Origin of the sequence: Streptomyces sp. NPDC005494 (assembly GCF_042872025.1) — a bacterium.
Classification (GTDB): Bacteria; Actinomycetota; Actinomycetes; order Streptomycetales; family Streptomycetaceae; genus Streptomyces.
This window is the reverse complement of sequence record NZ_JBIAJR010000020.1, coordinates 1-13,078: the sequence shown is the minus strand read 5'-3', so window position 1 is coordinate 13,078 and position 13,078 is coordinate 1. Positions and strand designations below refer to the sequence as shown.

Sequence of the window (13,078 nt, the reverse complement as noted above, 5' to 3'; positions counted from 1 at the left end):
ACCCACCCCCCCCCCACGCCCCCCCCCCCTTCTTGGGTTCTACCCGGCGGGGGGGGGGGGGGGGCGCGGCGGGGGGGGGGGGGGGGGGGGGGGGGGGGGGGGGGGGCGGCCCCCCCCCACGGCGGGTGAGCCGCTGAGCTCCTGACCCGGCGGGTCAGGAGGAGCCCGTGCGGGTCAGGAGAAGCCCGGCAGGTCAGGCGAAGACGGCGAGGCTCCTGGCCTTGCCCTTCTGCTCCTCGACGAGCACCAGGAAGGTCCCGTCCGGACCGAAGACACCGACCGGTCCCGGCGGATAGGACGGCATGTCCACGCGTACGCCGTTCAGCAGCAGTTTGGCGCGCTTCTCGTCCACGTCCCAGCGCGGGAACGCCGAAGCCGCAGCCTCGGCCACCGGCATCACGGTGAGCTCCTGCTGGTGCTGGTCGAGGGTGCGCGCCGCGTCGAGACCGTACGGGCCGACACGGGTGCGCCGCAGTGCCGTCAGGTGCCCGCCGACACCGAGCCCGGCGCCGAGGTCACGGGCCAGGGCCCGGATGTACGTACCCGACGAGCACACGACGGAGACGACCAGGTCGACGACCGGGGTGCCGTCCTCCGCGACGTCCTCGCGGACGTCGTAGACCCGGAAGGACGAGATGGTCACCGGGCGGGCCGGGATCTCGAACTCCTCGCCGCCGCGCACACGCGCGTAGGACCGCTTGCCGTCGATCTTGATGGCGCTGACCTTGGACGGCACCTGCATGATCGCGCCCGTCAGCGCGGCGACTCCGGCGTCGATGCCCTCGCGGGTGACCCCCGAGGCGTCGGTGGACGAGGTGATCTCGCCCTCGGCGTCGTCGGTGACGGTGTCCTGGCCGAGCCTGATGGTCCCCAGGTACTCCTTCTCGGTCAGTGCGAGATGGCCGAGGAGTTTCGTCGCCCGCTCGACCCCGAGGACGAGGACCCCGGTCGCCATGGGGTCCAGCGTGCCGGCGTGGCCCACCCGTCGGGTGCGGGCGATGCCGCGCATCTTGGCCACGACGTCGTGCGAAGTGAAACCGGACGGCTTGTCGACGATGACCAGGCCGTCCGGCGTCTTGTCCTGCTTGTTCTGCGTCATGCGGAAGGCGAGTCCCCGTCGTTCTCGTCGTTCTCGTCCTCCGGCTTGCGGTACGGGTCCGCACCGGCGGCGTACGTGGCACCGGAGGACGCCTCGCGGACCTTGGCGTCCGAGGCACGCGCCCGGTCGAGGAGGTCCTCGATCGCCCTGGCGTTGTCCGGCAGGGCGTCGGCCACGAAGGCCAGGGTCGGGGTGAACTTCGTCCCCGCCGCGGCGCCGACCGCCGAGCGCAGGACGCCCTTGGCGCTCTCCAGGCCCGCGGCCGCGCTGGCCCGCTCCTCGTCGTCGCCGTAGACCGTGTAGAAGACCGTGGCCTCCCGCAGGTCGCCGGTGACCCGGGTGTCCGTGATGGTCACGTGCGTGCCCAGACGCGGGTCCTTGATACCGCGCTGCAGTTTCTCGGCGACCACCACCTGGATGAGGTCCGCCAGCTTCTTTGCCCGCGCGTTGTCGGCCACTGGTCCGTCTCCTTCTTAAGCCTTGCTCAGTCGTCTTCGTCGCTGTGCAGCCGCCGCCGTACGGACAGCAGCTCCACTTCCGGCCGGCCCGCGATCATGCGTTCGCACCGGTCGAGTACGTCTGTGAGGTGCCCGGTGTCCCCGGAGACCACGGCAAGGCCGATCCGGGCCCTGCGGTAGAGCTCCTGGTCGCCCGTCTCCGCGACGCTCACCGCGAACTTGCGGTGGAGCTCGGCGACGATCGGGCGGACGACGGAGCGTTTCTCCTTCAGCGACCGTACGTCGCCGAGGAGCAGATCGAAGGACAGAGTCCCCACATACATGTGTGTCCGGATGTCCCGCCGGTTCGGGTTCACGCCCCGCCATCGCTTGGCAGGGACACCAGAACCGTACACGGAACGGCCGGGGCCGATCGACGGAAATACGACCCGTCGACCGGCCCCGACTGTGGAAGAGAGCCCGGGGTCTCCCCCCGGGAATCCCCGTTGATCAGCCTCGCGGCTTCTCGCGCATCTCGTACGTCGCGATGACGTCGTCGATCTTGATGTCGTTGAAGTTTCCGAGGTTGATACCGCCCTCGAAGCCTTCGCGGATCTCGGTGACGTCGTCCTTGAAGCGGCGCAGACCGGAGATGTTGAGGTTCTCCGCGATGACCTTGCCATCGCGCAGCAGGCGCGCCTTGGTGTTGCGCTTGACCTCGCCGGAGCGGACCAGCACACCGGCGATGTTGCCCAGCTTGGACGAGCGGAAGATCTCGCGGATCTCCGCCGTGCCGAGCTCGACCTCTTCGTACTCCGGCTTGAGCATGCCCTTGAGGGCCGCTTCGATCTCTTCGATCGCCTGGTAGATGACCGAGTAGTACCGGACGTCCACGCCCTCGCGCTCGGCCATCTGCTCGGCACGCCCTGCGGCGCGCACGTTGAAGCCGATCACGATGGCGTCGGAGCCGGTCGCCAGGTTGATGTCCGACTCGGTGACCGCACCCACACCGCGGTGCAGGACCCGGATGTCGACCTCTTCGCCGACGTCGAGCTGGAGCAGCGAGGACTCGAGAGCCTCCACCGAACCGGACGCGTCGCCCTTGATGATGAGGTTGAGTTCCTGGACCAGACCGGCCTTGAGCGCCTCGTCCAGGTTCTCCAGGGAGAACCGGACACCCTTGCGGGCGAAGTTGGCGTTGCGCTCACGGGCGGCACGCTTCTCGGCGATCTGACGGGCCGTACGGTCCTCGTCGACCACCAGGAAGTTGTCGCCGGCACCCGGGACGTTGGTGAGACCCAGGACCAGGACGGGGGTCGAGGGACCCGCTTCCTGGACGTTGTTGCCGTTGTCGTCGAGCATCGCCCGGACACGGCCGTACGCGTCGCCGACGACCATCGTGTCGCCGATGCGCAGCGTTCCGCGCTGGACGAGGACGGTCGAGACGGCACCGCGGCCGCGGTCGAGGTGGGACTCGATCGCAATACCCTGCGCGTCCTGCTCCGGGTTGGCCCGCAGGTCGAGCGAGGCGTCGGCGGTGAGGACGACGGCCTCCAGCAGCGCCTCGATGTTGAGGCCCTGCTTGGCGGAGATGTCGACGAACATCGTGTCGCCGCCGTACTCCTCGGCCACCAGACCGAACTCGGTGAGCTGACCGCGCACCTTGGTCGGGTCGGCGCCCTCGACGTCGATCTTGTTGACCGCGACCACGATCGGCACCTCGGCCGCCTTGGCGTGGTTCAGCGCCTCGATCGTCTGAGGCATCACACCGTCGTTGGCCGCGACCACGAGGATCGCGATGTCGGTGGACTTCGCACCACGTGCACGCATGGCGGTGAACGCCTCGTGACCCGGGGTGTCGATGAAGGTGATGCGGCGGTCCTCGCCGTTGACCTCGGAGGAGACCTGGTACGCACCGATGTGCTGCGTGATACCGCCGGCCTCGCCCGCGACGACGTTCGTCTTGCGGATCGCGTCCAGCAGCCGGGTCTTACCGTGGTCGACGTGACCCATGACGGTCACGACCGGCGGACGGGAGACCAGGGCCTCGTCGCCGCCCTCGTCCTCGCCGAACTCGATGTCGAAGGACTCGAGCAGCTCGCGGTCCTCCTCCTCCGGGCTGACGATCTCGAGGACGTAGTTCATCTCGTCCGCGAGAAGCCTCAGCGTCTCGTCGGAGACGGACTGCGTGGCGGTGACCATCTCGCCGAGGTTCATCATCACGGCGACGAGCGACGCCGGGTTGGCGTTGATCTTCTCCGCGAAGTCGGTCAGGGAAGCACCGCGCGACAGCCGGACAGCCTGCCCGTTGCCGCGAGGCAGCATGACGCCGCCCACCGACGGGGCCTGCATGGCCTCGTACTCCTGGCGCCTCTGACGCTTCGACTTGCGACCGCGACGCGCGGGACCACCGGGACGGCCGAACGCACCCTGCGTGCCACCACGGGCACCGGGGCCGCCGGGACGTCCACCGAAGCCGGGACGACCGCCGAAGCCGCCGCCACCACCGGGACGGCCTGCGCCGCCACCGCCACCGGGACCACCGGGACGGCCGGCGAAGCCGCCGCCGCCACCACCGGGACCGGCCGGACGGCCGGCGAAGCCACCGCCGCCGGGACGACCGCCGCCGCCACCGGGACGACCGCCGCCGGCCGGACCACGGCCGCCGCCAGGGCCACCACCGGGACGCGGACCCGCAGCGGGACGCTGCGGCATCATGCCGGGGTTCGGACGGTTACCCGAGGGGGCACCGCCCGGACGGGGAGCCTGCGGACGGGGCATGCCGCCCGGGGACGGGCGTGCGCCACCCTGGCCCTGGGGGCGCGGGGCGCCACCGGGACCACCCTGCGGGCGCGGGGCGCCGGGGCGCTCCTGACCGCCGCCGGGGCGCGGGGCACCGCCGGGACGGGGCGCCTGGGGGCGCGCCATGCCGGTGGAGCCGCCGGAGGTGAAGGGGTTGTTGCCCGGACGGGGACCGGCCGGACGTGCGCCGCCGGGGCGGGGTGCGCCCTGGCCCGCGGGACGTGCGGGACGGTCTCCGCCACGCTCGCCACCGCGCTCGCCGCCACGGCCGCCGTCACGCTGGCCGCCGTCACGCTGACCGCCGGCCGGAGCCGGACGGGCGGGACGCGGGCCGGGGGTGGCGCTGGTGGGACGGGGAGCCTGCTGCGGCGCGGCAGGCTGCTGGGCCGGAGCCGGAGCCGAGAACTCGGCGGCGGGCACCGGGGTGACCGGGGCCGGCTTCGGCGCGGGCCGGGGGCCCGGACGGGGTCCGCCGGACTGCGCGGCCGGCGCGGACGGCGCCGCGGGGGCGCTGCTCGCCGGGGCCTCGGCAGCGGCCGGCTTGGGGGCCGGTGCGCCGGGCTTCGGGGCAGCAGGACGTGCCGCGGCGGCCGGAGACGGCGCCGCGGGCTTTGCGGGGGCGGCCTTACGAGGCGCGCCAGGCTTCGCAGCGGACTTGCCGGCGTTGCCGCCGGGCCCCTGCAGTGCGTCAGTCAATTTGCGTACAACCGGCGCCTCGATCGTCGAGGACGCCGAACGGACGAATTCACCGAGTTCTTGGAGCTTGGCCATGACGACCTTGCTCTCCACGCCGAACTCCTTGGCGAGTTCGTATACCCGGACCTTAGCCACTTCGCTCCTTTTAGGTCCGGGTTACCGCCGGACCGTCGCTACTTCATGGGCGTACTCATCGCGTACTCATCGAGTGCTCATCGCAATCTCGACCTACTTCCAACTCGCGAGGTACCTGACCGCACGGGGACCCGTGCCGTTCACTTTCTTACGGTGTCACCCGTTCGACGAACCGCTGCAGTGCGGCGGAGTCGAACGGCCCCTTGGCCTTGAAGGCCCGGGGGAACGACCGGCGGCGGACCGCCAGGTCGAGACATACAGAGGCGGGGTGTACGTATGCACCCCGGCCGGGCAGCGTACCGCGTGGATCAGGGACAACCTCTCCCTCGTCCACCACGATGCGCAGCAGCTCGCTCTTGGCCGCTCGCTCCCGGCATCCCACACAGGTTCGCTCGGGGCAAGCGCGGGCGTGCGTCCGGCCAGACACGGCTAAGTCTACCTCCCCGCACCGACCTCACCCCTTTGGGGCAAAAATCGAACGGATGTTGTCGTGATCTCAGCGACATGACGCCTCGATCTATTCCTTCGCACCCCGCCGCAGCGCGCCTGGGCGGCCCGGCGTGGTACGGGATTCAGCCGCGCTCGGACCGCTCCCGGGCGCGCTCGGCGCGCTCCCGGTCGGCGATGTCGCGCTCGGCGTCGGTCTCGGTGTCGGGACGGATGTCGATGCGCCAGCCGGTGAGCCGCGCGGCCAGGCGGGCGTTCTGGCCCTCCTTGCCGATGGCCAGCGACAGCTGGTAGTCGGGGACGGTCACCCGCGCGGAGCGCGTGCCGAGGTCCACGACCTCCACCTTGCTCACCCGTGCGGGTGACAGGGCGTTGGCGACCATCTCGGCCGGGTCGTCCGACCAGTCCACGATGTCGATCTTCTCACCGTGCAGCTCGGCCATCACGTTCCGCACACGGCTGCCCATCGGGCCGATGCAGGCGCCCTTGGGGTTGAGCCCGGCCCGGGTGGACCGTACGGCGATCTTGGTGCGGTGACCGGCCTCGCGGGCGATGGCCTCGATGACGACCGAGCCGTCCGCGATCTCCGGGACCTCGAGCGCGAAGAGCTTCTTGACGAGGTTGGGGTGGGTGCGCGAGAGCGTCACCGACGGACCACGGACACCCTTGGCCACCCGCACGACGTACGTGCGCAGGCGCAGGCCGTGGGTGTACTCCTCGCCCGGCACCTGCTCCTGCACGGGCAGGATCGCTTCCAGCTTGCCGATGTCGACCAGGACGTTCTTCGGGTCCTTGCCCTGCTGGACGAGGCCGGTGACGACGTCGCCCTCGTGGCCGGCGTACTCGCCGAACGTCCTGTCGTCCTCGGCGTCGCGCAGCCGCTGCAGGATGACCTGCTTGGCGGTGGTCGCGGCGATACGGCCGAAGCCGGACGGGGTGTCGTCGAACTCCTTGGGCTCCTGGCCGTCCTCGAGGTCGGCCGGGTCCTCCTTCGCCCACACCGTGACGTGGCCGTTGGCGTCCAGCTCGACGCGCGCGCGCCGGTGGCTGCCCTCGGTGCGGTGGTACGCGATGAGGAGGGCCGACTCGATCGCCCCGACGAGCACGTCGAAGGGGATCTCCTTGTCCTGCGCCAAGCCCTTCAGAAGCTTCACATCGATGTCCACGGCTACGCCTCCTCTTCCTTCTTGTCCTTGCGGTTGAATTCGATCTCCACGCGCGCCTTGGCGATCTCGTCGAAGGCGACACGGCGCGCTGTGGGCTTGCGGCCCTTGACGCCCGGCACTTCGAGATCGAGCCCCTCGTCGTCCACCCCGAGGATGCGGGCCACCAGCTCGCCGCCCTCACCCAGGGTGAGTCTGGCCAGCCGGCCGGTGGCGCGTACGTAGTGGCGGTGCTCGGTCAACGGGCGGTCGGCGCCCGGAGAGCTCACTTCGAGGACGTACTCGCCCTCGCCCATGGCGTCGGTCTCGTCCAGCGTCTCGGAGATCGCGCGGCTGAGCTCCGCGCAGGTGTCGAGCTCCACGCCGTCCTCGGAATCCACGATGACCCGCAGCACCCGGCGGCGGCCCGCCCGGGACACCTCGATCTCCTCGAGGTCCAGCTCCTTGGCGCTGACGAGCGGCTCCAGCAGCCCGCGCAGCCTGTCGCTCTGGGTGGTGCTCATCCGGGTGACTCCTCGGCCGCGTGTGCTGTTGTGGGGATCGTCGCGTGTCAGGTCAAAGGGTATCCGGTCCGCAGGGGTGTTGCCGTCCGCCTCCCGCCCTGCCGCAGGTACGCTCACCTTCGGTGATCACTTCAGGTCAGAAACTGTCAAAAACTAGGCCGAAGGAGACAAGTGCACCGCACGGGGACGACGCGCAGGAGTGCGCTCACCGCTACGGGAGCATTCGGCCTGGGTGCGGTGCTCACGGGCTGCGGAAGCGGCGGAGGAACCCCTCGGCGTGACTCCGAGGGCCCGGACGCCAGGACCACCTCGCTCCGCGCGAGTACGGCGCTGAAGGCGGCGGAGGCCCGCTCCGGCGTCTCCCTGCTGGCCCGCTACGACCAGGTGGTGGCCGCACACCCGCTGACGGAGGCCGGGCTCGCACCGCTGCGGGCCGCCGTCCGGGAACACGTGGCGGCCCTCGGCGGCCGGGCGGGGACGGGCGTCCCGTCCTCCCCCGCACCCACGGCCCCCGCGGCCGACTCGAGGACCGCCCTGAAGGAACTGGCCGCCGAGGAGCGCCGGGTCGCCGACGCCCGCGCGGCGGCCCTGCTGAAGGCCGAACCCGAACTGGCCAGGCTGCTGGCCTCCATCGCCGCGGCCGGCGCGGCCCACGCGTATCTGCTCACCGAACTGGCCAAGGAGACCCCCGCATGACGGGCAGGACACAGGAGGCCGGCACCGGCGACACCGCGCAGGCGCTGCGGGCCGCGCAGTCCGCACTCGCCGCCGAGCACGCCGCGGTGTACGGCTACGGCACGCTGGGCGGGCGGCTGGAAGGCGGCCGCCGCCGCGACGCCACGGCGGCCGGCGACGCGCACCGCGCCCGGCGCGACGCGCTCGCCCGGACGGTGCGCGACCTGGGCGGCACACCGGTGGCGGCCCGCGCCGCGTACGCTCTGCCCTTCGCCGTACGGGACCCGGCGAGCGCGCTGCGGCTCGCCGCCGTGCTGGAGGACCGGGTCGCGGGGGTGTACTCGGACCTCGTGCGGGCCGCCCGGGGGCCGTTGCGGCAGGATGCGGCGGGCGCGCTCCGGGAGGCCGCGGTGCGCGCGGCCCGCTGGCGTGGCACCGGCGTAGCCTTTCCTGGGCTCACCGAGAAGGCCGCGCCGCCGGAGAACACGGCGGAGGCCGGCGCCACGGGTGTCACGCACTGAGAAGGCTCTGAAAGGGAACAAGGCACGTATGGGTTTCGAACCGCCGCAGCGTCTGGTGCGAGCGCTCGGCGAGACGTGCGGGGAGACGGCCGCCGCCGAATGGCTCGAACGGCTCCCCGCGCTCACCGACGACGCGCTGTCCGCGGCCGGCCACCAGGTCCTGCCCGACCGGGTCGTCGCCCCCGGCGGGCGGAGCAGTCTCGTCCTCCTGGTGCACCGGACGGACGGCACTCCCGCGGTGCTGAAGATCGCGGCTCCGGGCGCCGCGCCCGAGCTGGAGCGGGCGGCTCTCGCGCACTGGAAGGGCTGGGGCGCGGTCGAGCTCCTGGCCACGCGGGACGCCCCGGTGCCCGCTGACGCGCTGCTCCTGGAGCGGCTGCACCACGAGGTGTCGCTGCGCTCCCTCCCCGAGGCTAAGGCCCTGCTGGAGGCCGCGGGCACGGTACGGAGGCTGTGGGTCGAGCCGCCGCCGGGGCACTTCTTCGAGACCGTCCAGGAGCGCACCGCCCGGCAGGTGGAGCCGATGAGGGCGGCCGCCGTGCGGGACCCCGCGCTCGGCCCGCTCGTCTCGGCCGCCGTCGCCGCCCGCGAGGAGCTCGTCGCCGATTCCCCCGAACTCTTCCTGCTCCACGGCAACTTCCGGCAGAGCAAGGTCCTGTCCGGTGAGCGTGCCCCGTGGCTGGCGGTCGGTCCGGAGCCGCTGACCGGCGAGCGCGCGTACGACCTGGCGCGGCTGGTACGGGACCGGGTCGAGGATCTGATCGCCTCGCCCGGAGGGGCCGCGACGGCCCGCCGCCGGATCAAGAAGCTAGCCGAATCGCTGGAGGTGGACCAGGCGCGGCTGCGCGGCTGGACACTGTTCCGGGCCGTCGAGTCCGGCACGCGCGCACTGACGGTGGGACGCAGGCAGGACGGCGAGCTGTCGCTGGAGTTCGCCGACTGGCTGTAGCGGCACGTACGAAGGGCCCCGCGCGGTGCGCGGAGCCCTTCGTGCTGTGCGGCAGGTCAGCCCTGGTCGGTCAGGCGGGCGATCGCCTCGTCGACGGTGAGCTCCTCGCGCTCGCCCGTGCGGCGGTCCTTGAGCTCCAGGACGCCTTCGGCCGAGCGGCGGCCCGCCACGAGGATCTTCGGGACGCCGATGAGCTCGGAGTCGGTGAACTTGACGCCGGGCGAGACTCCGGCGCGGTCGTCGACCAGGACGCGCAGGCCGGCGGCGGCCAGCTTCTCGGAGACGTCGAGGGCCAGTTCCGTCTGGAGCGCCTTGCCCGCCGCGACGACGTGCACATCGGCCGGGGCGATCTCGCGGGGCCAGCACAGGCCCTTGTCGTCGGCGGTCTGCTCGGCCAGGGCGGCCACCGCGCGGGAGACGCCGATGCCGTACGAGCCCATGGTGACGCGGACGGGCTTGCCCTGCTGGCCGAGGACGTCCAGCGAGAAGATGTCGGCGTACTTGCGGCCGAGCTGGAAGATGTGGCCGATTTCGATGGCGCGGTCCACCTGGAGGCCGGTGCCGCACTTGGGGCAGGGGTCGCCCGCCTCGACGACGACGACGTCGAGGTGCTCGTCGATCTCGAAGTCGCGGCCCGCGACGACGTTCCTCGCGTGCTTGCCCTCCTTGTTGGCACCCGTGATCCAGGAGGTACCGGCGGCGACGCGGGGGTCGGCGATGTAGCGGACCTTCTCCAGACCCTGCGGGCCGACGTAGCCGCGCACGAGGTCGGGGCGGCCCACGAAGTCCTCGGCGGTGACGAGTTCGACGACTGCCGGGGCGAGGTGCTCACCGAGCTTGCCGAGGTCGACCTCGCGGTCGCCGGGCACGCCCACGGCCACGATCTCGCCGTCTACCTTGACCAGGAGGTTCTTCAGGGTGGCGGAGGCCGGGACGCCGAGGTGGGCGGCGAGGGACTCGATGGTCGGGGTGTCGGGGGTGTCCAGCTCCTCGACGGGGCCGGCCGCGGAGGCGTCGGCGACGGTCGTGACCTTGTACGTCACGGCCTCGGTGTTGGCGGCGTAGTCGCAGTTGGGGCAGTCGACGAAGGTGTCCTCGCCGGCGGGCGCCGGGGCGAGGAACTCCTCGGAGGCGGAGCCGCCCATGGCGCCGGAGACGGCGGAGACGATGCGGTGGTCGAGGCCGAGGCGCTCGAAGATCCGGATGTAGGCGGCCCGGTGCAGCTGGTACGCCTCGGCCAGGCCCTCGTCGGTGGTGTCGAAGGAGTACGAGTCCTTCATCTGGAACTCGCGGCCGCGCAGCACACCGGCGCGGGGGCGGGCCTCGTCGCGGTACTTGGTCTGGATCTGGTAGAGGATCACGGGCAGGTCCTTGTAGGACGAGCACATGTCCTTGACGACCTGGGTGAAGATCTCCTCGTGGGTCGGGCCCAGGAGGTAGTCGGCGCCCTTGCGGTCCTTGAGCCGGAACAGCAGGTCGCCGTACTCGTCGTACCGGCCGCTCGCCTCGTACGCCTCCTTGGGCAGGAGCGCGGGGAGCAGGACCTCCTGGCCGCCGATGGCGTCCATCTCCTCGCGGACGACGCGGGTGATGTTCTCCAGCACCTTCTTGCCGAGGGGCAGCCAGGACCAGATGCCGGCCGCGGTGCGGCGTACGTATCCGGCGCGGACGAGGAGCTTGTGGTTGAGCGTCTCGGCGTCCGCCGGGTCGTCGCGCAGTGTCTTGATCATCAATCGGGACATGCGCTGGACCTGGGCCATGATGAACTCCTGCTCGGAAGGGTGGTGAGCCCGAGGTTAGCCGGGGGGCCCGCGCGGGCGGAAATCGATTCGTCAGCCGCGGCGCAGCGGGAGGGGCGCGCCCATGACCGCGTAGGGCCGGGGAGCGCTGGGGAACAGCACCTGCCGGGCCAGGTCGCGGTAGCCGAGGGCGCGGTAGAGGCCCCGGGCGGGGCTCTCGGTGTCGATCGCGGAGAGGATGGACCGCGGCTGGCCGACGGCGTCCGTGATGGTGGTGATGAGGCTGCGGCCGATACCGCGCTGCTGGAAGTCCGGGTGGACGTGGAGTTCGGTGATCACGAACGAGTCGTCGAGCCAGTCGTCGGATCCGGTGGCGCGCAAGTAGGGCTCGACGACGGTGGACCACCAGTGCGTGCGGCTGTTCGGCAGCCCGTAGACGAATCCGACGAGCCGCCCGTCGGCCGAGGTGGCGCCGAGGGCGCGGGCCTGGGGGTGGTCGAGGTGCCGGAGGACGATGTGGCGGCGTACGTCGATCTCGTCCTGGCCCAGGCCGAAGGCGAGTGCCTGCACGGCGAGTGCCTCGTCGACGCGGGCGGCGAGGTCGAGCGGTCCGACCACGATGTCGGGTGCCCCGGAGCCCTGGGGGGACGCGGGCGTTGCGGCTGCCATGCGGGAACCCTACTGGCCGCGCCGCCGGGTCAGAACAGCACGCTCATGAACGCGCCCGTCTCACGGAAGCCGACGCGGCTGTAGGCCCTGCGGGCGGCGGTGTTGTAGTCGTTCACGTACAGGCTGACGACCGGTGCCACGTCGTGGAGCGCGTAGCGCAGGACGGCCGCCATGCCCGCCTTGGAGAGTCCGCGGCCCCGGGCCTCGGGGGCGACCCACACGCCCTGGATCTGGCAGGCGCGGGAGGTGGCCGCCCCGATCTCGGCCTTGAAGAGGACCTTGCCGTCCTCGATGCGGGCGAAGGAGCGGCCGGTGCCGATGAGTTCGGCGACGCGTGCCTGGTAGAGCAGCCCGCCGTCACCGGCCAGCGGGGAGACGCCGACCTCCTCGGTGAACATGGACACGCAGGCCGGCATGAGGACGTCCATCTCGTCCTTGCGCACCCTGCGCACGAGCGGGTCGGGCGCCACGTCGGCGGAGGGGGCGTCGGTGACCATGAGCGGCTGGTTGGGCCTGACCTCGCGGGCGGGGCCCCAGCTGGGTTCGAGCAGCCGCCACAGATGGGAGGTGGGGCCGGCCGGCCCGACGATCGAGGAACAGCGGCGCCCGGCCCGCCGGGCACGGTCGGCGAAGGCCCTGACGGCCTCGGGGGTGGCGCAGATGGGCACGAGGTTGGCGCCGGAGTAGCAGAGCGAACGCAGCCGGCCGTCGGCGTACCATCCCCACATCTCGCCGCCCAGACGCCAGGGATCGAGTCCGGCGATCTGCACGCGGGAGGTCACGAACGCGTTGTCCACGGGTTCGCTCTCGAGGATGGCGAGCGCGGCGGGGAGCTCGCCGGGGTCGAGGACCCGGGTAGTGGTCTGCGTCAACACTGGGGCCTCACCGAACGGTCTACTGGTTTCCGCACTGTAACCGAGAAGGCTGTGCGGTGCCGCCCCGCGGGGGGAAGGCGGATGCCGGCCGGACACGGCTGTGCCCCGCAGGACGGGGCCTGCGGGGCACGGGGAGCCGGGGCCCGGGCGTCAGCCGGCGATGGAGATCTTGGGCTCGCCCGAGGGGATGCCGTCCTTCTCCATCTGTTCCGCGATCTTCATGGCTTCCTCGATGAGGGTCTCCACGATCTTCGATTCCGGGACGGTCTTGATGACCTCGCCCTTCACGAAGATCTGGCCCTTGCCGTTGCCCGACGCCACACCCAGATCGGCCTCACGCGCCTCACCCGGACCGTTCACCACACAGC

The 13,078-nt window shown here is 71.8% G+C and carries 14 protein-coding genes; 3 read left to right on the top strand and 11 right to left on the bottom strand.

Features of this window, described 5'->3' with window-relative positions:
* Positions 1 to 193: 193 nt before the first annotated feature.
* The 7 genes from truB to rimP form a co-directional block, all read right to left on the bottom strand.
* The gene (truB, locus tag ACFYQ6_RS34205) at positions 194 to 1,099 is read right to left on the bottom strand and encodes a tRNA pseudouridine(55) synthase TruB (RefSeq protein WP_361586214.1); all 906 of its coding nucleotides are present in this window, start codon (positions 1,097 to 1,099) and stop codon (positions 194 to 196) included.
* Positions 1,096 to 1,557 carry a 30S ribosome-binding factor RbfA gene (gene rbfA, locus ACFYQ6_RS34200; protein ID WP_361586216.1) on the bottom strand — a complete coding sequence of 154 codons (462 nt, stop codon included), beginning with the start codon at positions 1,555 to 1,557 and terminating at the stop codon, positions 1,096 to 1,098. Before rbfA ends, truB begins: the two co-directional genes overlap by 4 nt.
* Positions 1,558 to 1,583: 26 nt before the next feature.
* Positions 1,584 to 1,880, bottom strand: a complete 297-nt coding sequence (locus tag ACFYQ6_RS34195) for a DUF503 domain-containing protein (RefSeq protein ID WP_145810699.1) — start codon at positions 1,878 to 1,880, stop codon at positions 1,584 to 1,586.
* A 166-nt stretch (positions 1,881 to 2,046) separates the two neighbouring features.
* Positions 2,047 to 5,169, bottom strand: coding sequence for a translation initiation factor IF-2 (infB, locus tag ACFYQ6_RS34190; protein ID WP_388766727.1), 3,123 nt, complete (start codon positions 5,167 to 5,169; stop codon positions 2,047 to 2,049).
* Positions 5,170 to 5,317: 148 nt separating this feature from the next.
* Positions 5,318 to 5,596, bottom strand: coding sequence for a YlxR family protein (locus tag ACFYQ6_RS34185; RefSeq protein WP_361586222.1), 279 nt, complete (start codon positions 5,594 to 5,596; stop codon positions 5,318 to 5,320).
* Positions 5,597 to 5,741: 145 nt separating this feature from the next.
* Positions 5,742 to 6,782, bottom strand: a complete 1,041-nt coding sequence (nusA, locus tag ACFYQ6_RS34180) for a transcription termination factor NusA (RefSeq protein WP_361586224.1) — start codon at positions 6,780 to 6,782, stop codon at positions 5,742 to 5,744.
* A gap of 2 nt (positions 6,783 to 6,784) precedes the next feature.
* Positions 6,785 to 7,282 carry a ribosome maturation factor RimP gene (rimP, locus tag ACFYQ6_RS34175; protein ID WP_145810707.1) on the bottom strand — a complete coding sequence of 166 codons (498 nt, stop codon included), beginning with the start codon at positions 7,280 to 7,282 and terminating at the stop codon, positions 6,785 to 6,787.
* A 171-nt stretch (positions 7,283 to 7,453) separates the two neighbouring features.
* Between rimP and ACFYQ6_RS34170 the strand changes: the two genes are divergently transcribed.
* From ACFYQ6_RS34170 to ACFYQ6_RS34160, 3 genes are read left to right on the top strand one after another with little or no spacing between them, the layout of a single operon-like run.
* Positions 7,454 to 7,978, top strand: coding sequence for a hypothetical protein (locus ACFYQ6_RS34170; RefSeq protein ID WP_361586227.1), 525 nt, complete (start codon positions 7,454 to 7,456; stop codon positions 7,976 to 7,978).
* Positions 7,975 to 8,478: a ferritin-like domain-containing protein gene (locus ACFYQ6_RS34165; protein ID WP_361586230.1), complete on the top strand. Its 504-nt coding sequence runs from the start codon at positions 7,975 to 7,977 to the stop codon at positions 8,476 to 8,478. Before ACFYQ6_RS34170 ends, ACFYQ6_RS34165 begins: the two co-directional genes overlap by 4 nt.
* A gap of 28 nt (positions 8,479 to 8,506) precedes the next feature.
* Positions 8,507 to 9,427: an aminoglycoside phosphotransferase family protein gene (locus ACFYQ6_RS34160; protein ID WP_361586232.1), complete on the top strand. Its 921-nt coding sequence runs from the start codon at positions 8,507 to 8,509 to the stop codon at positions 9,425 to 9,427.
* 56 nt (positions 9,428 to 9,483) lie between these two features.
* Here the strand turns inward: ACFYQ6_RS34160 and ACFYQ6_RS34155 are convergent, their stop codons facing one another.
* From ACFYQ6_RS34155 to ACFYQ6_RS34140, 4 genes are all read right to left on the bottom strand, one after another.
* On the bottom strand, positions 9,484 to 11,187 hold the full coding sequence (locus ACFYQ6_RS34155; protein ID WP_388766723.1) for a proline--tRNA ligase: 1,704 nt from the start codon (positions 11,185 to 11,187) through the stop codon (positions 9,484 to 9,486).
* A gap of 72 nt (positions 11,188 to 11,259) precedes the next feature.
* A complete protein-coding gene (locus tag ACFYQ6_RS34150; RefSeq protein ID WP_388766721.1) occupies positions 11,260 to 11,835 on the bottom strand; it encodes a GNAT family N-acetyltransferase in 576 nt (191 codons plus the stop codon).
* Positions 11,836 to 11,864: 29 nt separating this feature from the next.
* A complete protein-coding gene (locus ACFYQ6_RS34145; protein ID WP_361586240.1) occupies positions 11,865 to 12,710 on the bottom strand; it encodes a GNAT family N-acetyltransferase in 846 nt (281 codons plus the stop codon).
* Positions 12,711 to 12,860: 150 nt separating this feature from the next.
* The coding region (locus ACFYQ6_RS34140) for a flavodoxin-dependent (E)-4-hydroxy-3-methylbut-2-enyl-diphosphate synthase (RefSeq protein WP_361586243.1) at positions 12,861 to 13,078 on the bottom strand (218 nt) is incomplete at its 5' end.

Bases quoted from the DNA above. Each gene is read 5' to 3' on its own strand.
- truB (WP_361586214.1), bottom strand. From the start codon at position 1,099: ATGACGCAGAACAAGCAGGACAAGACGCCGGACGGCCTGGTCATCGTC.
- ACFYQ6_RS34195 (WP_145810699.1), bottom strand. From the start codon at position 1,880: ATGTATGTGGGGACTCTGTCCTTCGATCTGCTCCTCGGCGACGTACGG.
- rimP (WP_145810707.1), bottom strand. From the start codon at position 7,282: ATGAGCACCACCCAGAGCGACAGGCTGCGCGGGCTGCTGGAGCCGCTC.
- ACFYQ6_RS34165 (WP_361586230.1), top strand. From the start codon at position 7,975: ATGACGGGCAGGACACAGGAGGCCGGCACCGGCGACACCGCGCAGGCG.
- ACFYQ6_RS34160 (WP_361586232.1), top strand. From the start codon at position 8,507: ATGGGTTTCGAACCGCCGCAGCGTCTGGTGCGAGCGCTCGGCGAGACG.
- ACFYQ6_RS34155 (WP_388766723.1), bottom strand. From the start codon at position 11,187: ATGGCCCAGGTCCAGCGCATGTCCCGATTGATGATCAAGACACTGCGC.
- ACFYQ6_RS34150 (WP_388766721.1), bottom strand. From the start codon at position 11,835: ATGGCAGCCGCAACGCCCGCGTCCCCCCAGGGCTCCGGGGCACCCGAC.